Raw genomic sequence first — 19,697 nt, 5'->3', positions numbered from 1 at the left:
ATTCAAATCTAGAAACACGTAAACCACAATGGTTTACGCATCTAAAAGACTGGTTTACTCAAGAACAGTTAATCTTAAAGGGCTTAGAACTGGATCCAATTTTTCAACATACTTACTTTACAGCGCATGCCTTAGTGGATGCGTTAAGAACCAGAGATTACCAACGTTTTATCGAAGCTTTAAGTAGAACTGACAAAGTCAGTTCACAGCTTGAAATAACCATGAAAACCTATCGTAAACATCTGTCTCTAATTAAGAACATGATGGCAAGTACCTACTCCAATGGTCCTTTAGAGGGCGTTAATCGAAAAATAAAGCAAATCAAACGGACGGCGTACGGGTACAAAAATTGGTCGCGTTTTTACACACGAATTCGGATTGAATTTACAATTCAGAACAAAAAAAGAAAACCAATTCGAAAATGAATTGGTTTCCTCATAAAGTTACTCATCAACAGCCGTTGACAAAGAGCCAAAATAATCCACTCGAAACACATAATTGTTAAACCGTTTCTATTAAACTGACGCAATGGGCTTTGCTACCACAAAAAAAGTAAAAAACTTCAGATAAAAAAATGAGCAATCTAGAATTATCCTAGATTACTCATCACTTTACAATAGCGTTTTAGTTATCAATCACCGAGCGCTGGATCGTCTGTCCATGCACTTGGCGGCGCCGGGCTTCCCGGTATAAGTACAAGTACTTTGCCCGGGCAAGCGCCGTCTGCGTCACTAACTCACTCGTATTATTATCGTAAATCGCTTGTTCATTTTCCTTAGCGCGGTCCCAATCGACCTTGGCCGCGTTTAAGGTATTTAACAACTGTTGGTCAAAAACTGCCTTGGGTTGCTTGATCTTCTTGTTTCTTCCAAACATCTCTTATGCCCCCAATTACATCTCTTGGCGTCCTTCAACTGCTTTGAACAGCGTCATTTCATCAGCGTACTGAATATCGCTCCCAACCGATAACCCGTGTGCCAAACGCGTTACTTTGATACCAGCCGGTTTGACCAACCGTGAAATATACATGGCGGTCGCTTCCCCTTCCGGCGTGGCGTTAGTCGCAATAATGACTTCTTTAATCGCATCATTTTGCTGAAGCCGTTTTAATAAACTGGCAATGTTGATGTCTTCCGGGCCCTTACCGTCAACCGGTGAAAGTACCCCGTGTAAGACGTGATACAGACCGTTATATTCCTTGATCTTTTCCATCGCCATCACGTCCTTGGCCTCTTCCACGACCAGCACCGTGCTTTGATCACGGGACTTATCGCGACAAACGACGCAAGGGTCGTCTTCGGTGATGTTGCCACAAATACTGCAAAAGTGTAGATCACGCTTTGCGGCTACGAGCGACTTGGCAAACTCGGTCACGTCGTCGCCGTCCATATCAATCGTGTAAAAGGCCAGGCGGGTCGCAGTCTTACCACCAATGCCGGGGAGCTTCATATAACTATCAATCAACTTAGCAATTGGTTCTGGATACTGCATGTGTTTACCTCACTCTACTTGCTTACTTTAAACCTTGGGTGTACTTGCCCATCGTACTTTGAGTTTGTGCTTCAATCTTCCCTAAAGCGTCGTTAACGGCAGCGACCACCAAGTCTTGTAACATGTCGACGTCGTCTGGATCAACGGCATCAGGATTGATGGTGATGTCTTTCATCTTTTTGTCACCCGTAAAAGTGACTTTGACCATGTCATCTGGTGCAGTGCCTTCAAAGGTTTGTTCGTTCAAAGCTTCTTGTTCCGCAGACATTTGTGCCTGCATCTTTTTCATTTGTTTCATCATGTTTTGCATATTACCCATGCCACGCATCATAATTATCAGTTCCTTTCGGGATTAAATGATTTTTTACTACTATAATATTAGCTTAGTCTGGTTTAACTTCAACTAAATCGCCAAACATGTCCTTAGCTTGATCCACCACGGGCACCTTCTCTGGCGCTTTCTCAGCGGCTTTGCCACCGGGTTGGTGCGTTGCCAAGTAATCTTTCCGAATCTGCGGCCACTGGTCCTTCGGCACGCATACGATCTTCGGTGACTGCCCCATCAAACGGTCCAAACCGTTGCTAAGTGCGTCGATCAACGTCTGATCATCGGTCGCCTTTTGATAAATAAAGGCGTAGTCAAACGCGACAACTAGGCCATTATCACTGGCCGCAACCGGCTGTGCGACATGCATTAAAGCGCGTTGCGTCACACTGAGGATGTTCATTAAATCGCCCCAGACGTCCCGAATCTTCAACAAGTCGTTCTTCTTGGCCGTATCCAGAATTGGATAAATCTGGCTAACGTTAACCTTTTTAACGACCGGTCCGTTCTTAGGCGTCTGCTTAACCCGGTTGGCTTGCGGCGCCCCACCGGTACTCTTGATATTTTTCAGCTCACTTTGGAGTTGTTCCACCTGATGCGCCAACTTTTGAACGGTCGGATCACCAGGATTAACAGCTGCCGGCGTTGCGGCTTGTGCGGGCTGACCATCGAGTTGCGCCAATTTGACCGTTAACACTTCCAGATAGACGTCCGGATGCGTCGTGAACCGCATTTGTTGTTGAATATCATTGAGCGTTTTGATCATTTGATATAGCACTTCAGCGTCAATACTCTTGGCAAAGTCTTCAAAGCGTTTGTCGTCTTCACCCATCGCAACACTGTCGACCATTTCTGGTGCTTGTTGATAGAGTAACACGTCACGCGTATAGCTGATCAAATCTTCGATGAAACGGTTCGCATCTTTACCTTCTTGTAAGATTTCCCGCATCGTTTCTAGCGCCGGCTTCGTCACGTGGTTCGTCACTTCTTCAACGTAATCGGCAATCAGCTTCTTAGTCACACTTCCCGTGACCATCAGCGCGTCGTCTAACGTTACGGTGTTATCCCCAAACGAAATGACCTGATCCAAAATACTGAGGGCGTCACGCATCCCGCCTTCCGCGGCCTGTGCAATGACCCGTAAAGCTTTTTCGTCGTAAGTGACGTCTTTTTGTTTCAGGATGTAGACCATCCGTTCGTAACTATCCTTGGCCGTGATCCGGCGAAAATCGAACCGTTGCGTCCGCGAAATAATCGTCAATGGAATCTTATGCGGTTCGGTCGTCGCTAAAATGAAGATCACGTTTGCCGGCGGTTCTTCCAACGTTTTTAGTAACGCGTTGAACGCTCCAGTCGATAACATATGAACTTCATCAATAATGTAGACTTTGTAGTCAGCTTCGGTCGGCGCATACTTGGCCTTATCCCGAATGTCCCGAATTTCTTCGACCCCGTTATTAGAAGCCGCATCAATTTCGATCACATCATTTAGCTGACCCTTAGTAATGGCCTTACAAGTGTCGCATTCGTTACAAGGTTCGCCGTCAACCAGATGGTGACAGTTAATCGCCTTGGCAAAAATTTTGGCAGCGGACGTTTTCCCCGTCCCCCGTGGCCCAGTAAATAAATACGCATGACTCGTCTGATGGGTCATGATCGCATTTTTCAACGTCTGGGTAATCATCTGTTGACCGACGATTTCATCAAAACGTTGGGGTCGCCAAACCCGATATAATGCCCGATACATGCGAATCTTCCTTTCTCACTAGCCCACTGGCTGCACGTTAATTAAACAATTGATTTTAAATAAAAAGCTCTCAACCGAATGGCTAAGAGCTGTTACATTTCATAAAAACTTAAGGCACAAGATGAAGCAAACTTAGTGCTGCTTCCTTCCGGACCTGACACGATTCGTAAATCCACCCTTGCCTTAAGGCCTTGCGGCAAATACTATAATACATGATTTAAACTAAGATTACCAGCCATCAGTTTAACTTTTTTTCAGCTGCGGCCCGGCGCGCCTTCTTCTCAGCCTTCTTACGTTTACGAATGCTTCGGAAAAAGTTTTCCAGTAATTCACCCGCTGGCCGTGCCAAGACCCGTTCGTGGACCGCCACTTGGTGATTAAGGCGCGTATCATCCATCACCTGATACAGGCTCCGAACGGCCCCGGCCTTAGGATCGCGTGCGCCGTAAAACATCTCTGGAATCCGGGCATTTATAATGGCCCCACTACACATCAGACACGGCTCTAACGTAACGTACAGCTGACAATCTTCCAAACGCCAGCTCCGTAAATACTCACAAGCCTCCTGGATTGCAATAATCTCTGCGTGCATGGTCGCATCCTGACCATGTTCCCGCAAGTTATGGCCACGACCAATGATTTCACCATCGTGCACGATCACGGCACCAATCGGAACTTCGCCGATCACGTACGCCATCCGTGCTTCGTGGAGGGCTTCTTGCATCCAGTCTTCCGCCGTTTTAGTACTCACGCTATCCCTCCTTTACACTTTGTAAGATGTAATAACCCTTATCCTTCTTAATAATCTGACAATTACCAAAAGTTGCCTGCATTAACTTCTTGGCTGACGGCGCCCCCTGTTTTTTCTGGAGAACGACCGTCAACGTCCCACCGGTCATTAAGCGTGATACCGCGCCCGTTAGCATGGCATCAATCACGTCTTTTCCAGCACGTACAGGTGGATTCGTGACAATGGCGGCGTAGTCCGTCTTGGTCACTTGCTCGTAAACGTCAGACGTAAAGATATTGACGTTAGTAATCTGATTCAGCGCCGTATTCTTACGGGCTAAACTCAACGCCAACTCGTTGACATCGACCATATCAACCGTCCGTTCGGGCGACTGGTAGGCTAATGCCATGCCGATTGGGCCGTAACCGGTCCCTAAATCTAAGATTGCGCCAGCCGGCAACTGGCTAGGGTCAAACGCCGCAAGCAAGGTCCGGGAACCGTAATCCACGGTCCGCTTAGAAAAGACACCGTTATCGGTCGTAAATTTAAAGTCGTGCTGAAAAATTTCAAAATTCCACTGCTTTTCGTCATGCACAACTTCTGGATTGTGTGTATAATAATAGTTGGTCATATTTATTTTCCTCTGATTTATGGTCTAGTTCTATGATAACTGATTTATAGAAGGAACAACAATAAAATAAAAAATTTTCAAGCAATGGTTAAAGACCGTTATTAACACAATATCTAGTGGTTAGAGCTCGTTTTGAGCCACTAGATGTTGTGTTTTTTGATTGTTTTTTCCCCCGTATGTTGTATACTGGGTTTATCGATAAAACGAAATAAGGGTGATTTAAATGAAAAAAGTAACGGTTTTTACTAAGAACAACTGCATGCAATGCAAAATGACTAAGAAATTCCTCGTGGCCCATAACGTCGCCTTCGAAGAAAAGAACATTAACACCAATCCAGAATACGTTGATTACTTAAAGAACCAAGGTTTCCAAGCGGTTCCCGTGGTTGAAATCACTGGTGAAGATAGCATTGCCGGGTTCCGCCCAGATGCTTTGAAGCAATTAGCTGTTTAGTCCACTGCGCTTTTTTGCGTGGTTACATAGCTGGTTTTAACGGATAGATTTGATAAGCGACCCACAATCAATAGTCACTACTGATTGTGGGTCGTCCACTTTATAACCAGCACCAACTCACATTGTTATAGAAAGAGGATTCCTTATGAGCTTAAAAGACTTAAAAGACGTCACGTATTATGATCTGAACAATGAAATCAATATTCCCATCAATAATCAGATTCCATTGAACAAGGATAAAGAAGCCCTAGCCGCATTCTTGGAACAAAACGTTAAACCTAACACGAAAAAGTTTGCTAGCTTACGGGACCGGTTTGACTACCTCGAGACCCACGATTACTTAGAAATGGACGCCATCAATAAGTTCGACTTTAGCTTCATTGAAAAGTTATACGACTACTTAAAATCGCAAGACTTCCACTTCAAGACTTTCATGGCCGCTTATAAATTTTACGCCCAATACGCGTTAAAGACCGATGACGGCGACTATTACTTGGAAAACTTCATTGACCGCGTGGCGATGAACGCCATCTACTTTGCGGACGGCAACGAAGACCTCGCAATGGCATTAGCAGATGAAATCATTCACCAACGTTACCAACCAGCAACGCCTAGCTTCCTAAACGCGGGCCGGGCTCGGCGTGGCGAACTCATCTCCTGCTTCTTGATCCAGTCGACCGACGACATGAACTCGATTGGCCGCACGATCAATTCCGCCTTACAGCTTTCCCGGATCGGTGGCGGGGTTGGGATCAACCTCAGCAACTTACGGGGCGCTGGGGATCCCATCAAGCATATCGACGGCGCTGCCAGTGGCGTTGTGCCCGTTATGAAGTTACTCGAAGACAGTTTCTCATACTCTAACCAATTAGGACAACGTCAAGGTGCCGGGGTCGTTTACCTCAACGTCTTCCACCCAGACATTATCGCCTTCCTCTCTGCTAAGAAGGAAAACGCGGATGAAAAGATTCGTTTAAAGACATTGTCCCTTGGTGTCACCGTACCTGATAAGTTTTACGAATTAGTCAAGGCCAACGCTGACATGTACCTCTTCAGTCCTTACGGGGTTGAACGGGAATACGGCGTGCCGTTCTCCTACGTCGATATTTCTAAGGAATACGACAACATGGTCAAGAACCCCAACATCCGGAAGACCAAGCTCAAGGCGCGTGACCTAGAAAACGAAATCAGTAAACTGCAACAAGAATCGGGCTACCCTTACATCATCAATATCGACACGGCTAACCGGGCCAACCCGATCGACGGTAAGATCGTTATGAGTAACCTCTGTTCCGAAGTGATGCAGGTCCAAACACCATCCCTCATCGACGATCAACAACAATACGAAAAGTTAGGGACAGACATCAGTTGTAACCTGGGATCAACCAACATCGTCAACTTGATGACTTCCCCTAACTTTGGGCACTCCGTTGAAGCAATGGTCCGGGCATTAACCTTTGTAACCGACCATTCTAACGTTGACGTGGTTCCTTCGATTCAAAAGGGTAACCACCAAGCACACACCATTGGTTTAGGTGCCATGGGATTGCACGCCTTCTTTGCCAAGAACCAAATGGCTTACGGTAGTAAGGAAGCCGTTGATTTCACCAACATCTACTTCCTACTATTGAACTATTGGACGTTAAAGGCTTCAAATGAAATCGCCCGCGAACGGCACGAAACCTTCGTTAACTTTGAAAAATCGAAGTACGCCGACGGTTCTTACTTCGATAAATATATTAATGAAGACTGGCAACCACAATATGCAAAAACAGCCGACCTTTTCAAAGGAATTTTCATTCCTTCAAAGGCGGACTGGGAAGCCCTTAAAGATGCCGTTATGCAAGACGGGTTATACCACCAAAACCGCATGGCTGTAGCGCCCAACGGTTCAATTTCTTACATTAATGATACGACTGCCAGCTTGCATCCAATCATTAACCGGGTAGAAGAACGCCAAGAAAAGAAAATTGGTAAGATTTATTATCCCGCTCCATACCTATCTAATGATACAATTGATTACTATAAGTCAGCGTACGATACTGACATGCGTAAAGTTATTGATGTTTATGCCGCCGCACAACAACACGTTGACCAAGGGATGAGCTTAACCCTCTTCATGCGTTCAACGATTCCTGCTGGCTTATACGAATGGAAAGACGGCCGCACGAACAAGATGACGACCCGTGACTTAAACATTCTTCGCAACTATGCTTACCGCAAAGGAATCAAGTCGATTTACTATATTCGTACCTTTACGGACGATGATGGTGAAGTCGGGGTTAATGAATGTGAAAGCTGCGTAATCTAGTAATTTATACCTTAGATCATTAGGAGGATATCAACGATGGCAACAGATTTGGCTTATTACCAAAAATTGCTCAGTAATGGCAACTATAAATCGATTAACTGGGATCAAGTTTCAGACGCAATCGATAAAAGCACTTGGGAAAAACTAACGGAACAGTTCTGGTTAGACACCCGGATTCCAGTTTCAAACGATATGTCCGACTGGCGGGCCTTGGACGACGATCACCGCTGGGTGGTTGGACACGTCTTCGGTGGCTTAACGCTACTGGACACCTTACAATCACAAGACGGGTTACAATCCCTTCGCCGCCACGTCATAACACCCCATGAAACGGCCGTTTTAAATAACATCCAATTCATGGAATCGGTCCACGCCAAGAGTTATTCAACGATTTTTGAAACGCTTAATACACCGGACGAAATCAATGAAATCTTTGACTGGAGTGACAGCGAAGAATATTTACAAAATAAAGCACAATGGATTTACAAGTTATATGATAACTTGGATGAAGATCCTTTGAAGCAAAAGGTTGCCAACGTCTTCCTCGAAACGTTCTTGTTCTACTCTGGTTTCTACACACCACTTTACTACTTGGGCCATAACCAATTACCAAACGTTGCCGAAATCATCAAACTGATTTTGCGGGACGAAAGTGTCCATGGCACTTACATTGGTTACAAGTTCCAACTTGGCTTTAAGGAACGCTCCGAAAAGCAACAAGCTGAATTCAAAGACTGGATGTTCGACTTCCTTTACAAGCTCTATGAAAACGAAGAAAATTACATCCACTTGGTTTACGATCAACTTGGTTGGTCCGACGAAGTTTTGACCTTCAGCCGTTACAATGCCAACAAAGCATTGATGAACTTAGGTCAAGACGCCCTCTTCCCAGATACCGCGGAAGACGTCAACCCAGTCGTCATGAACGGGATTTCAACCGGGACTTCTAACCACGACTTCTTCTCACAAGTTGGGAATGGTTACCGGTTAGGTCAAGTTGAAGCCATGCAGGATACCGATTACGATATTGGCGAACCTGATGACGAACGTACTCGTGACTAATGATTAAACTAAAAATGCGGCCCACTCGTGGTGCCGCATTTTTGCTAGGTGATTTAATATTGGAGGAATAATTTGATGGCAATTCATAACATTTGTGTTTTTTGTGGCTCGAATTCCGGTTTAGATCCTAAATTTGCAGATAAAACCACCGAACTTGGCAAGTACTTAGCCGACAACGACTACCAACTGGTCTACGGTGGCGGTAACCACGGATTGATGGGTAAAGTCGCCACCGCGACCCTCGAAAATAACGGCCGCGTGATTGGTATTATTCCACACTTCTTAATCGAACGCGGATTGGCACTCACCGACGTCACGACCTTTATCGAAACTAAAACGATGACCGAACGCAAAGAGAAAATGCTTCACTTAGCGGACGCGTTCATCGTGCTCCCCGGCGGCTTTGGCACGTTTGAAGAATTTCTTCAAATGCTTTCCTGGAGTCAAATGGACATCCACCAAAAGCCAATCGCACTGTATAATATCGACGGTTTCTACGATGACCTGGTCGCGATGCTCAAGAAGAGTACCACGCTGGGCTTCGCACCAACAGAAAACATGGACTTGTTTATTGATGGTCATAACCTCGACGATATTTTCACCGGTTTCCGCGATTTCAAGCACGTCTTACCACCTAAATACACGAATTAAGCGCATATACATTAAAATCCACCCATTCTTCAAACGTCAATTTGAAGAATGGGTGGATTTTTTTAATGCCGTGAATTACTTTGTAACCGTTTCGGAACTAACAGTGTCCGGTGATGACCACCGTGTTTGTTGACCCGCGTATTCACAACTTGTAGCAATTGTAAAATTGTAAAAATCAAAGAATTTCGTTTTCGGTAAGCAATGTACTTCGGTTCCCACTCCGTGACGTACTTTTCTTTGTACGACCGTAGTCCCTGAAAACCGTACAACTGATACCCATATTCATAAATCAGATGGGCAATCTTCTCTTGAATGAAGCTATAGCGTGAAACGCCCACGCCGGACAGCGGTGCCATCCCCATATTGAAGTATTGATAGCCTTGGTCACGCGCCTGTTCAAACAAGTGTACGAAGACCGTATCCATGATGCCAGACGGGGCGTCCGTACTAGAACGCATCAAGTCAATCGAAGTCGACTGTTCATTTCCTTGGGGCATGATGTTGGCAAACGCCACGATTTGATGCTCCGGACTATAGACCACCGCAATCGGTGCCTGATTTAAATAGGTTTCACTAAAGAAGCCTAGTGAGAAGCCCTTCTCAGTTTCCCCTTTTAACCAGCTATCCGAAACCGCTTTGAGCTCCGCCATGACTTCTTTAGAGAACGGTGGTTGTAGCACTTCAAACTGATAGTTATCCCGCGTAAACTTGTTCATTAGCGCACGCTCGCCCCGCAGTCGTTTACCAGCGAGACTGAAGTCCGCTAACTTCACGTGGCCTTCTTCACCAGTCTTGATAAAGTCAAAGCCCATCTCATGCAAATGCATCGTCAAGTTTTCACTAATTTCATAGAAGACTAGTGAGCAACCATCGCTATCCGCATCGTCCATCAGCTGTTCTAAAGCGGCCTGCAACTGTTCTTGATTACCAAATGGTTCACCCATAATAATCAGTTTATCGGCCTTTTTCTGGTACAAGAAGATCAGTTGATCTTCCCCATCGACCTGATAGTAGTAGGCCAATTTATCATTTAAGTACGCCAAATGTGAAATCTCATTTCCACCATACGTCGTAATGACCTGCTTGACCCGTTGCGCATCCATGGCCTGCCCAATCCGGGAATTATGACCAGTCGCAAAGTACCGGTACATCAGGACCAAAATCATCGCCGCTAAGACTAAGCCAATGACCCCAAAGACCCACAGCTTTTGTGACGGAAAGAATAGTGCCTCTGGAACCGCGTGCCGATGGTGAATTTGTGGGGCGTTATAGACCCCCACTATCGTGTACAGGACAAACGTTACGACATAGACACAAGCGACCCATAGCGTTTGGCCCCATGAAAATGATAGATGATCCCGGTAGTAAGCGTGTTTGGATAAGACGACCACGCCTAAAATAATCACCAAGAAGATAATGAACTTCATCGAAATGGCGTCGTATACCACTAGCCAGCGAATCGTATTTAAAATGGCGACAAATAAGACGACCACCGTGGGCCAAAACGCCTTCTTAACCCGCCCAGCAGTTCCAAGGGCGACCCCAATTAATAGGAACGCCATCACGATACTGGTCGCCTGATTAATGAAGAAGAACGTATACGGATAAAACTGTAGGAACAGTTTATTATTATAAGCAAAGTTTGGCACTGTCGACATTAGTAACATCAACAGCCCTGACGCATACAGGAAGACGGTCAGTGCGAGTTGTGCGAACCGTTGAAGGGCAATCTTTGGAATCCCCTCTAAGCGTTCATTAAACCGGTGTCCCGTGTCGTGCACGAACAAGACGAGGCCAATCGCAAACGGAATGATGTAGTAAAACAACCGGTAGAATAGCAGCCACGCGACCGCGTCTGGCCGTGAGACGCCAACTGCGCCTAAACCAAAGATCATGAAAACGTCAAACGACCCGATTCCACCGGGCACCATCGAAACTTCCCCAACGACCGAGGCAATGACGAATAACGGCACGACCGCCGCAAAGTCGATTGGTAGGTGCATGAAGTTCCCAATCAATAAGAAAAACAGGACACATCCCGTCCATTCACCGAACGACCCACTCAATAAGCGAACGACGTTGCCCAGTGTCAAGCCGTCAAAGAACTCGGAATCGTTGACCCGTGTAAAGATGAAGATGGCGGGGAAGTAAATGGCCCCACCGACTAGCCAGATCCAATAACTCCCGTACATACTCCCGATGCCAAAGCCATAGACTAGGACTAGCGAGATCATACAATACAGTGATAAACCTGAAACTAAGAATAGTGCAATTTTTGAAATGGCGAAGACAATCTGTTTTTTCGTCGCCGCCTTATTATAAAAATTAGCTCGTAGCGAAGCCCCCAGGACGCCACCGAAACCGCCAATGTTTGTAAACGTATTTGTGATCCACCCGGCTTTAAAAATGTAGCCCAGTGAATAGTGATTCGGCAAAAACTTCGTAATCATGACGTCGTACGTTAACATCGGCATCACCGCAACAATCCCAATCACAACCATACTTAGGAGATGCCACCAACTTTGCGATGCCAGTGCGTTGGCTAATTGTTCGCCACTAACTTCTTTCGCAATCTTGCCGACTTCCGTGATCACAAACAATAGGACGGAGAAAACGAAGAGCGCCTTAATAATGCCCATTCGTTTATTCAGTACCGCACCCATTTTCTGTAACGCTGCCTTCAAAGCTAATTCCCCCAATAGTTTTAATTGTTCCTATTATCGCAATCTTATCTGATTTATACAACTGTTGACGGGTGTTTTAAGCAGAGCTTAACACGGCTAGTACACTGATTTTAATTAATTAAAGTTATAAGCGCTTCATTCTATAATTACGTCAAGCAGTTCTTTACCCCACTTTTTCCTTCTTGTATAATTAAAACTAATCACATACATAGGGGGAATTTATGATGCATGCTCGAAAAAAAGCACTGACGGTGTTATTAGGGTTGGTGCTATTGTCCGGTTGTAGTGCGACAACTAGTCAAAAATCATCAGCCAAAGATACCAGCGTCAAAACGACTTACGTTTCCAAAAGGACTAAGGGGAATCAGAAAGCCTGGGCGACCGCCAAAGCGGAGAGCCAGGCCTTAGCCGAATCTGCTAAGAAGCTCAGTGAATCAGAAAGTACACTAAAAAAAGCGGACGAGCAAGCGAGTTCACAAGCGGCTTCATTGAGTAGCTCGCACGCTGAATCGGTAGAAGCTGTCAAAGCCGCCTCTTCATCAGCGGCAGCCGTCGCGGCGGAACAAGCTGAAGCTGCCTCAAAATCAGCTTCAAAATCCGCAGCCAGCGCAGCCGAAGCCCAGTCAAAAGAAGCGACGCAAAGCAGTTCAACCAAACCGTCACGCGCCAATAACTTTTCTGGGAACACGGATACCGCGCAACAGGGACAGATCATCGGTAACAGCCGTTCTAAAATCTATCATGTTGAGACCGGCCACAATTACCGCATGTCCGGTAAAAACGTCGTGCACTTCAATACGGAAGCCCAGGCACAAGCTGCTGGCTACCGTAAGTCACTGCGTTAAGGGGGAACTTTGAAATGGAAATCATGATGCTACTTGCACTGATCAGTGCGTTAATCTGGATCGTTTGGCATACTTCTTTACCTTCTCAGCGGCACCGTAAGTTCTGGTTATTAGCGAGTCTTTTATTAGTAACCGTTGCGACGCTTGGTGGTTGTGGCAGTCCGAGTTCTAGCGCTACCGAACCTGAAATCAAGACTGAGACCAAAACGCAGTGGGTCACGGCAACCAACGACAAGAAATTGGCCGCGTTACAGTCAGCTAATTCCAGCTCGGCTAGCAGTTTAAAAACGGTTGCCGCCAGCCTCAATAAAGAAGAAAAAAAGGTCACTAAGCAAAAAGACAAGAATCAAGCCGGCGGTGCCACCAAGGCCACTGCCGCAACGACAGTGAAAACTGGCAACAACCCTAGTAACGAAAAGTTAGCCGATAAAACTTTTGCTGGCCAACAGACCATTACTGTTAATCACAACGCCCCCGCTTTTAGTGCGCGTGACTTATCCACGAGTCAGGGTGCTTGGCAGAAATATACAGCACTCGATAATTTGAACCGGGTGAGCGCGGCTAACGCCCTCTTGAACCAGTCCTTAATGCCTAAAGCGAAACGTGAAGCGTTACACGTGAATCCGACTGGCTGGCATAACAAACGGATCAACAGCGGTTGGTTATACAACCGGAGTCATTTAATCGGCTACCAGTTGACTGGCCAAAATAACAACTGGAAAAACTTGATGACCGGGACGCGCACACTGAACGATCCGGAAATGACCACCTATGAAAATCAAGTGGCCGCTTACCTCAAAGCGAGTCCAAAACACTACGTTCGTTACGAAGTAAAACCAATTTTCAAAGGTAACGAATTGCTGGCGCGCGGGGTTCAAATGCGTGGGCAGTCCGTTGGCGACAATAGTGTTAGCTTCAACGTTTACATTTTCAACGTCCAACCGGGCGTGACCTTGAACTATCAGACGGGGACTAGTCGGGTCGGAAAATAACAGCTTTATTTTCAAAATTAAGACGATCAGTACAGGCATGCTTCTTGAGGCCTGTACTGATCGTTTTTTTATTGTAATGATGAAAGCTAATTGCCCTTGCCAGACAGCTGTGTCATAATTTCTTTGAGTTTTCACCAAAAGGAGGGATCAAATTGCCAAAAAGAACCCATGAGTTACTAATCAAGTTAAAGGTCAAATACACGGAAATATTAGGCAAAAACTTGGTTGGAATCTACCTTCACGGATCTTACGCTCTGAATTCGTATAACGAACAAGTCAGTGACCTAGACTATATCGTGGTCGTCAAACACCCCTTGTGCTTCACGGAAAAGCAAGCCTTAATGAAGGCGACCCTCACAGACTTATGGCCATTGGCACCAGCCAAAGGATTGGAGTTTCACGTCCTATTATTGACGGATACTTTACACTTTAAAGCCCCATTACCGTTCGATCTTCACTTTTCCAAAATGCATTATTCAGCGTATTTAGCTAACCCCAAACATTATATTGAAACTATGGTTGGTACTGATCCCGATTTAGCAGCACATCTGACGATTTTAACTAAGGCTGGTAAAGTGTTGACTGGCACCCCGATTGTCGCCGTCTTCGGACCTGTTCCCGTAAAAGATTATTGGGACAGTATTCTTTTTGATGTGGCTAATGCACCCCAAACCATTACCAAACAACCGACATATACCGTGTTAAACCTCTGTCGGGTGCTCGCCTTTCGTCGTAGTGGTCAAGTGCTGTCCAAAGATGCCGGCGGGCAATGGGGCCTGAAACATCTGCCAAGCAATGATCACGCATTGATTAAGACGGCTCTGATTGCTTACCGTGGACCTGCATCACGGCCAATAATCCAATCTTCCGATGCAGATTTAATTGCTTTTGCGACACGGATGCTGGTCCAAATCAAACCAGAATTACCATACTAGCTCAAATGGTTAGCTTATTTTTCTATACCTGTTCACTATTTTACGCAAGTAACCTATTGTTTCACGCTGATTTTATTACAATTATTAGAAACGACAGTTAACAAATAACTCCCAATCAGTTTTCTTCTCAAATCTCACTTTTACAATTAAAGGTGAGTCCCCCTCTGAATTACCAGCGTTTCCATGCCTAAAATTTCAGTTCACTTTCATAGCCTTTACAAAATATACAAAACAACGGCTATATCTAAACCATTTCTTTACAATAACCTCCTATGATGACACACAAAGGAGGAATCACTTATGTCAAAAAGTACCAAGAATCGACTTTTTCTAGCAGCGTTTTTAATTGGGGGCGGTCTGCTAGTCGTTGCACTATTCGCCGATTTATCAATTAGTAACGCGGTCATCAACTACAACAGTATCTTTGGCACGCTTTTTCAGACCTTTGGCTTATTTGCCGCCTACCTGGTCTTTGTATTAGCGGGACAAATCGGGATGGCCTACGCGCTACGCCACACTGACGAACCATTATTTGCGGGGCTACTTTTCTTAGGAGGCTTGGGCTTATCTGCTTGGCAACTCAAGCAATACCTTAACGAAGTCGCCAACTACGGCTTGTCTGCGCTACATAACATTCAAGTCGACAAGCCCATGGGCCTAGCTAACAGCGATAAGGCCGCCGTTAAACTTCCAGTGGGACAATCCCTTATTTTATGGATCGTGGTTTACCTGCTACTCACCATCTTGATCCAATATTGGCTTCATAAAAAAGACGACCAGTTGCTTAAAAAGTACCTGATTGTCGCCGTCTTCGCTTCCCTAACGCTCTGGTTTGCTGGGCAAGTGAACGGCGCCTTAAAGACCTTCTGGGGCCGTTTCCGTCCTTATGAACTCAACCATGCTCAGACCAACTTCACGAGCTGGGTTCATCCTAACGGGCCCAACGGTCACATGTCCTTCCCATCTGGACACGCGATGGCCGGAACGGTCAGCATCCTCTTCTCGTGGTTTGCCGTCAATCCTAAGACTAAGAAAATTCTTTGGATTTCAGGCGTAGTCTTCGCAATTCTCATGGCAATCAGCCGGGTCATTATCGGGGCGCACTTCTTATCAGACGTCACCTTCTCATTCCTGATCACAGCAGCCATCATCTACGTCATGGAAGAATGCTACCACCGCTTGGTCCCAGACGACCTGCAATTATAACAAACAAGCAGGAACTGGGTCGTTGGGGCTAGATAAGCGTCACGACCAGCGGCCCACCATGTTACTAACAGAGCGTTGCCTAGTTGAATCGTTTTCCAACAGGATTGAAACGGACAACCGTGCAATCCTTGTATAATTACCGGTACCAACAGTCCGTTTCCGTCCTACGCGGCTACGTTTCGGTTGGTGTAACGCCTGCTAATAGCACAAAAAAACGCACCCACAATTGTGAGTGCGTTTTTCGATGTCGTTCCTTTAAGTAGATGACTACTTAAGGGTAACAGTCCGCTTTACTTTAATATCAGTAGTTAAGGTTACGTCGTACCCGAATTGTACCCGAATACGACATTTGAACCTTAAAAAGCTGACAAATTAAAATAAATTGCATGCACTCTGCGAATATATTAAGTGTTAGGGTATCTCGCACCCTAACCCATTGTTAGCACGGATAACCCCTCTACAGTTGTTGTCCGTTTGTCCAAAAGTCCCGTGCCAGTTTCGCCAACTGACATGGGACTTTTTTATTTAACAATTACCTTATCACCCGGATGGATCACATGATTCTGGCTAATTCCATTTAATGAGCACAATTTAGCAACGGTTGTGGCGTAGCGTTGAGCGATTGCCCACAGACTATCACCCGAAACGACCGTGTAATACGTGTGAGCAACACCACTTTTGACGTAAGCCAGCGTATCACCGACTGGACCAGTCGCCATGTAACCATACCCGGTAGATCGTGGCTGTCGTGCCCATCGGTAGCCGCCTTTAATGATGGCGCGGTCAGTCTTGACTGTTTGCCCCGCTGCCAGTGTACCGATAACTTTGGCTGACGTTGATGCACCCGTTCGGAGCTTAACCGCCGTTTTAAGCGTATAGGTTTTCTTTTCCTTTACCCAACTTGGCGCGCTAGTATTCGGCTTTGGCTCAGCCTCAGAAACTACTTTAGACGTATTAGCGTACTGGTCCCAATCAGATTTACTGCCGTAAAACACATCAAGATCCAAGTTACCTGTCCAACCTGGTAGCCGACCAACACTGGCATATTGAAAAATGGCTGCGGACTTCCAATGCTTCAATGATCCATATAAAGAACGAGGATTGAAGCCCTTGACTGGATTGTAATTATTGTATTGAGCTACCCACAGGCCATAGTTAGCTTTAACGACCGGCGACCAATCTAATCGGTTTTCATCAGCAAGCCCCATGTAGATTACAGGACGAACGCCAGTCTCAGCATAAACGTAATCTAACCACGCTTTAGCCCAGCCAACACCTTGCGCAACAGCGGGGCCTTCAAAATCAAGTACAAGCATGACCTTCCCAACATAATTGCCAGCTTTCTTTAAAAAGTATTCCGCTTGCTTTTTAGCATCGCCCACACTGGCAAAATGGTAAACACCCAGTTTCTTATCCGCTGCTAATGTTTGCTTAGCATGACCGCTATAAGCCGGATTCACGTAGTTCGTTCCCTCTGTCGCCTTAACGATCACAAAGTCACCGGCAATATCGCCCACGTCCATACCCGTTTGATAACTTGCAATATCGATTCCTTGTAATGCCATTATTTTGCACCTCCGCTAACCATCGTCCCCAATGATTTGAAAAGCTCGTTACCGCCAACGCTGACGGCTCCCGCAATAATTCCATCTACTACACCAGCAACCGGCGTAACGTCACCATTAGCAATACCGATTGCCAACCCCACAACTGCACCAATCCCAATCGCCACAATGGGCAAGTACTTGTTGTTAAACCGCGTCTGCTTAACGCCCCAAACCACCACATACGTGACTACCGCAATAGCAGCGATTGTCGTGCCATTAATGAACTGAATTAATTCCATCATTTCTTAACCCTCTTTCGATAATAGTCGATTATTTCCTGCTTTTCGTTGTTTTCTTTTTTAAGTGCCCCATTCTCCTTCTCTAACTTAGTGAGTGAATCGCCAGTGGCCTTAGCCTTACTACCATTCCAGACTGGTGCAATTTGCGTGATCAGCGCAACCACGATAGACGCTCCCGCACTAATGAGGGCCACAATAACGACATCGCTCACGGCGATCAACCCCCAATAATAATTTTGTGCATCATTGATGCTAAAACGAAAAAGGCATACATTGATTCAAAGCTAATGATCTGCCCCGTTTGAACATCATGAACGACAAACGCAATCATAAAAAAAGCCCACACGAATGTGAGCGCCCCAGTCATGACAGGTTTATAGTACGGGACATTGATATCCCATAGTGAATAGACGACCGCTAACGTCGCAACAATCGCTAAGACAAAGATTGCCGGCGGGTCATCCATAATATCTAGAATCGTTGGCCTCGGCGGTACAAAGGCAAACGTATTTTGCTTGATAAGGAAATAGACTCCCAAGCCATATGTTTCCATCGCTTTCCAAAACCAATCTTGATTTTTATTCAAGTGATCTAACATGTTATCAACTCCTATGCATCCAGCCACCCTGACCAGTGACTATCATTCCAATGCCCTCTTATCATTTTATCTGTCGTAGTTCCTGGGGAGATCGTCCATCCGAAAGCCGACGACTCTTTATAGGTCAGTGCATTTCGTGCAAGGTTTTCATCTCGAACCATTGATAGTCCGGACGGAACAGCTGTTGACATCACAAACACTCCAAAGTCCGTTCCAGTAGGACAAGTAGCCAGCTTCCCATAGCCCCCGGTAAACCGCTTTTGAGTATTTACTACACTTTCATTTGCCGTCACAACATCATTTACCTGAATATTTCTGTTTCCATCAGTCGCAACTGAGCGCTGCCAACCAGAATCAGTCGTTGTTGTAAATCGTCGCGATACAAAATCCCCGGCGGATGAGCCAATGCCGTATGCGTACCACCAATTGCCTTCTGATATCACGGTACAGTCAATCACGCCAATTTGATTGCCATCAGTTGACTTAACGATATTTCCTTCACGAATATAATAAACACCTGGAGTAGTAAACTTAGACGTTACAAATTCCCGGAAGTCTTCACCTACTTTAGTAGATGCAATCTTATAATCATTGGGCGCAAACATGGCTTGTTTCTGCCAATCATTAGTATCAACCTGTTTTACAAAGCGATTATCGCTATCGGTTTTGTTGTAGAATTGTCCCTTATTGTAGGCATCCACTACTGTTCCGATACTCGTACCTAAATCATCGATTTTTGCTTGTAGATCACGTAAAGTCCCGTCAACAATCGTTACATAATCATCGGCCGCGGGTTGACTGAGATCGACATTTTTTAGAATAACAAACCGTAAGTTAAAGGTGGCCGCCGTACCGTTGTCATCAGATAAATTAAAATACGCAGTAGTGATTTTGCCCCCCCCCCCCGAAAATTCCAGAGATTATTAGGAACATTGTACGTGAATTGACCATTTGGTGCATCTGTTATCTTAAAGTTATCCGTGTCTGCAATAACATGTTTCCCATCAGGGGCGTTAGCCATAAACATCGTCGTCTTTCCAACCAACGAAACTGGAGCACCATTGTCTGCCAAAGTTGCATTGATTGCGACCGCACCCGTTTTATCCCCGGCCCGGCCTGTAATCGGCTCGGGCATCATTGTATTATGGCTATCCAATAAAATATCATAAGTTCGTATTGCCATTGATTT

General features: G+C 45.6%; 22 protein-coding genes and 1 other RNA gene. 9 read left to right on the top strand and 14 right to left on the bottom strand.

Annotated features, from left to right (window positions below):
• Positions 1-425 (top strand): transposase (locus AAA939_RS07795; RefSeq protein ID WP_338225911.1); only part of this gene is annotated, 425 nt, incomplete at its 5' end.
• Between the two features lie 199 nt (positions 426-624).
• Here AAA939_RS07795 and AAA939_RS07790 read toward each other — a convergent pair.
• The 7 genes from AAA939_RS07790 to AAA939_RS07760 form a co-directional block, all read right to left on the bottom strand.
• Entirely contained in the window at positions 625-876 is a 252-nt protein-coding gene (locus tag AAA939_RS07790; RefSeq protein WP_057706884.1) for a YaaL family protein, read from the bottom strand.
• A gap of 15 nt (positions 877-891) precedes the next feature.
• Positions 892-1,491 (bottom strand): recombination mediator RecR, encoded by a 600-nt coding sequence (gene recR / locus AAA939_RS07785; protein WP_125070581.1) that lies wholly within the window; start codon positions 1,489-1,491, stop codon positions 892-894.
• A 22-nt stretch (positions 1,492-1,513) separates the two neighbouring features.
• Positions 1,514-1,822 (bottom strand): YbaB/EbfC family nucleoid-associated protein, encoded by a 309-nt coding sequence (locus AAA939_RS07780; protein ID WP_338210315.1) that lies wholly within the window; start codon positions 1,820-1,822, stop codon positions 1,514-1,516.
• A 52-nt stretch (positions 1,823-1,874) separates the two neighbouring features.
• On the bottom strand, positions 1,875-3,563 hold the full coding sequence (gene dnaX / locus AAA939_RS07775) for a DNA polymerase III subunit gamma/tau (RefSeq protein WP_338210313.1): 1,689 nt from the start codon (positions 3,561-3,563) through the stop codon (positions 1,875-1,877).
• A gap of 103 nt (positions 3,564-3,666) precedes the next feature.
• An RNA gene (ffs, locus tag AAA939_RS07770) (signal recognition particle sRNA small type) lies at positions 3,667-3,753 on the bottom strand.
• A gap of 48 nt (positions 3,754-3,801) precedes the next feature.
• Positions 3,802-4,314 carry a tRNA adenosine(34) deaminase TadA gene (gene tadA / locus AAA939_RS07765; protein WP_338210310.1) on the bottom strand — a complete coding sequence of 171 codons (513 nt, stop codon included), beginning with the start codon at positions 4,312-4,314 and terminating at the stop codon, positions 3,802-3,804.
• A 1-nt stretch (position 4,315) separates the two neighbouring features.
• Positions 4,316-4,924: a class I SAM-dependent methyltransferase gene (locus AAA939_RS07760; protein WP_338210308.1), complete on the bottom strand. Its 609-nt coding sequence runs from the start codon at positions 4,922-4,924 to the stop codon at positions 4,316-4,318.
• 223 nt (positions 4,925-5,147) lie between these two features.
• Here AAA939_RS07760 and AAA939_RS07755 point away from each other — a divergent pair, with 223 nt between their 5' ends.
• The 4 genes from AAA939_RS07755 (at position 5,148) to AAA939_RS07740 (ending at position 9,402) form a co-directional block, all read left to right on the top strand.
• A complete protein-coding gene (locus tag AAA939_RS07755; RefSeq protein WP_057706889.1) occupies positions 5,148-5,378 on the top strand; it encodes a redoxin NrdH in 231 nt (76 codons plus the stop codon).
• Positions 5,379-5,523: 145 nt separating this feature from the next.
• The gene (gene nrdE, locus AAA939_RS07750) at positions 5,524-7,689 is read left to right on the top strand and encodes a class 1b ribonucleoside-diphosphate reductase subunit alpha (protein ID WP_338210305.1); all 2,166 of its coding nucleotides are present in this window, start codon (positions 5,524-5,526) and stop codon (positions 7,687-7,689) included.
• A 36-nt stretch (positions 7,690-7,725) separates the two neighbouring features.
• Positions 7,726-8,751 carry a class 1b ribonucleoside-diphosphate reductase subunit beta gene (nrdF, locus tag AAA939_RS07745; protein WP_338210303.1) on the top strand — a complete coding sequence of 342 codons (1,026 nt, stop codon included), beginning with the start codon at positions 7,726-7,728 and terminating at the stop codon, positions 8,749-8,751.
• A 75-nt stretch (positions 8,752-8,826) separates the two neighbouring features.
• Positions 8,827-9,402, top strand: a complete 576-nt coding sequence (locus AAA939_RS07740; RefSeq protein WP_338210301.1) for an LOG family protein — start codon at positions 8,827-8,829, stop codon at positions 9,400-9,402.
• Between the two features lie 62 nt (positions 9,403-9,464).
• Here the strand turns inward: AAA939_RS07740 and mprF are convergent, their stop codons facing one another.
• Positions 9,465-12,086 (bottom strand): bifunctional lysylphosphatidylglycerol flippase/synthetase MprF, encoded by a 2,622-nt coding sequence (gene mprF, locus AAA939_RS07735; protein ID WP_338210299.1) that lies wholly within the window; start codon positions 12,084-12,086, stop codon positions 9,465-9,467.
• A 224-nt stretch (positions 12,087-12,310) separates the two neighbouring features.
• Between mprF and AAA939_RS07730 the strand changes: the two genes are divergently transcribed.
• The 4 genes from AAA939_RS07730 (at position 12,311) to AAA939_RS07715 (ending at position 16,064) form a co-directional block, all read left to right on the top strand.
• On the top strand, positions 12,311-12,931 hold the full coding sequence (locus AAA939_RS07730; RefSeq protein WP_338225968.1) for a sunset domain-containing protein: 621 nt from the start codon (positions 12,311-12,313) through the stop codon (positions 12,929-12,931).
• A gap of 14 nt (positions 12,932-12,945) precedes the next feature.
• The gene (locus AAA939_RS07725; RefSeq protein WP_338210297.1) at positions 12,946-13,923 is read left to right on the top strand and encodes a DNA/RNA non-specific endonuclease; all 978 of its coding nucleotides are present in this window, start codon (positions 12,946-12,948) and stop codon (positions 13,921-13,923) included.
• 152 nt (positions 13,924-14,075) lie between these two features.
• Positions 14,076-14,858 carry an aminoglycoside adenylyltransferase domain-containing protein gene (locus AAA939_RS07720; RefSeq protein WP_338210295.1) on the top strand — a complete coding sequence of 261 codons (783 nt, stop codon included), beginning with the start codon at positions 14,076-14,078 and terminating at the stop codon, positions 14,856-14,858.
• A 300-nt stretch (positions 14,859-15,158) separates the two neighbouring features.
• A complete protein-coding gene (locus tag AAA939_RS07715) occupies positions 15,159-16,064 on the top strand; it encodes a phosphatase PAP2 family protein (RefSeq protein ID WP_338210293.1) in 906 nt (301 codons plus the stop codon).
• Between the two features lie 521 nt (positions 16,065-16,585).
• Here the strand turns inward: AAA939_RS07715 and AAA939_RS07710 are convergent.
• The 6 genes from AAA939_RS07710 to AAA939_RS07685 all read right to left on the bottom strand — a co-directional run bounded on the left by AAA939_RS07710 (position 16,586) and on the right by AAA939_RS07685 (position 19,691).
• The gene (locus AAA939_RS07710; RefSeq protein WP_338230757.1) at positions 16,586-17,629 is read right to left on the bottom strand and encodes a GH25 family lysozyme; all 1,044 of its coding nucleotides are present in this window, start codon (positions 17,627-17,629) and stop codon (positions 16,586-16,588) included.
• Positions 17,629-17,913, bottom strand: a complete 285-nt coding sequence (locus tag AAA939_RS07705) for a holin (protein ID WP_338230756.1) — start codon at positions 17,911-17,913, stop codon at positions 17,629-17,631. Before AAA939_RS07705 ends, AAA939_RS07710 begins: the two co-directional genes overlap by 1 nt.
• On the bottom strand, positions 17,910-18,122 hold the full coding sequence (locus AAA939_RS07700; protein WP_338230755.1) for a hypothetical protein: 213 nt from the start codon (positions 18,120-18,122) through the stop codon (positions 17,910-17,912). Before AAA939_RS07700 ends, AAA939_RS07705 begins: the two co-directional genes overlap by 4 nt.
• Positions 18,123-18,127: 5 nt before the next feature.
• Complete coding sequence (locus tag AAA939_RS07695; RefSeq protein ID WP_338230754.1) at positions 18,128-18,508, bottom strand: hypothetical protein; 381 nt, start codon at positions 18,506-18,508, stop codon at positions 18,128-18,130.
• A gap of 11 nt (positions 18,509-18,519) precedes the next feature.
• Complete coding sequence (locus AAA939_RS07690; RefSeq protein WP_338230753.1) at positions 18,520-19,209, bottom strand: hypothetical protein; 690 nt, start codon at positions 19,207-19,209, stop codon at positions 18,520-18,522.
• Positions 19,210-19,322: 113 nt separating this feature from the next.
• The gene (locus tag AAA939_RS07685; protein ID WP_338230752.1) at positions 19,323-19,691 is read right to left on the bottom strand and encodes a BppU family phage baseplate upper protein; all 369 of its coding nucleotides are present in this window, start codon (positions 19,689-19,691) and stop codon (positions 19,323-19,325) included.
• Positions 19,692-19,697: the final 6 nt, after the last annotated feature.

Origin of the sequence: Lactiplantibacillus paraxiangfangensis (genome assembly GCF_036246185.1) — a bacterium.
Lineage (GTDB): Bacteria > Bacillota > Bacilli > Lactobacillales > Lactobacillaceae > Lactiplantibacillus > Lactiplantibacillus paraxiangfangensis.
This window is presented reverse-complemented; position numbering and strand designations above follow the sequence as displayed.

Bases quoted from the DNA above. Each gene is read 5' to 3' on its own strand.
- AAA939_RS07685 (WP_338230752.1), bottom strand. From the start codon at position 19,691: ATGGCAATACGAACTTATGATATTTTATTGGATAGCCATAATACAATG.
- dnaX (WP_338210313.1), bottom strand. From the start codon at position 3,563: ATGTATCGGGCATTATATCGGGTTTGGCGACCCCAACGTTTTGATGAA.
- recR (WP_125070581.1), bottom strand. From the start codon at position 1,491: ATGCAGTATCCAGAACCAATTGCTAAGTTGATTGATAGTTATATGAAG.
- AAA939_RS07780 (WP_338210315.1), bottom strand. From the start codon at position 1,822: ATGATGCGTGGCATGGGTAATATGCAAAACATGATGAAACAAATGAAA.
- AAA939_RS07730 (WP_338225968.1), top strand. From the start codon at position 12,311: ATGCATGCTCGAAAAAAAGCACTGACGGTGTTATTAGGGTTGGTGCTA.
- AAA939_RS07790 (WP_057706884.1), bottom strand. From the start codon at position 876: ATGTTTGGAAGAAACAAGAAGATCAAGCAACCCAAGGCAGTTTTTGAC.
- AAA939_RS07705 (WP_338230756.1), bottom strand. From the start codon at position 17,913: ATGATGGAATTAATTCAGTTCATTAATGGCACGACAATCGCTGCTATT.
- nrdF (WP_338210303.1), top strand. From the start codon at position 7,726: ATGGCAACAGATTTGGCTTATTACCAAAAATTGCTCAGTAATGGCAAC.
- AAA939_RS07760 (WP_338210308.1), bottom strand. From the start codon at position 4,924: ATGACCAACTATTATTATACACACAATCCAGAAGTTGTGCATGACGAA.
- AAA939_RS07695 (WP_338230754.1), bottom strand. From the start codon at position 18,508: ATGTTAGATCACTTGAATAAAAATCAAGATTGGTTTTGGAAAGCGATG.
- AAA939_RS07725 (WP_338210297.1), top strand. From the start codon at position 12,946: ATGGAAATCATGATGCTACTTGCACTGATCAGTGCGTTAATCTGGATC.
- AAA939_RS07740 (WP_338210301.1), top strand. From the start codon at position 8,827: ATGGCAATTCATAACATTTGTGTTTTTTGTGGCTCGAATTCCGGTTTA.
- AAA939_RS07755 (WP_057706889.1), top strand. From the start codon at position 5,148: ATGAAAAAAGTAACGGTTTTTACTAAGAACAACTGCATGCAATGCAAA.
- AAA939_RS07710 (WP_338230757.1), bottom strand. From the start codon at position 17,629: ATGGCATTACAAGGAATCGATATTGCAAGTTATCAAACGGGTATGGAC.
- AAA939_RS07715 (WP_338210293.1), top strand. From the start codon at position 15,159: ATGTCAAAAAGTACCAAGAATCGACTTTTTCTAGCAGCGTTTTTAATT.
- nrdE (WP_338210305.1), top strand. From the start codon at position 5,524: ATGAGCTTAAAAGACTTAAAAGACGTCACGTATTATGATCTGAACAAT.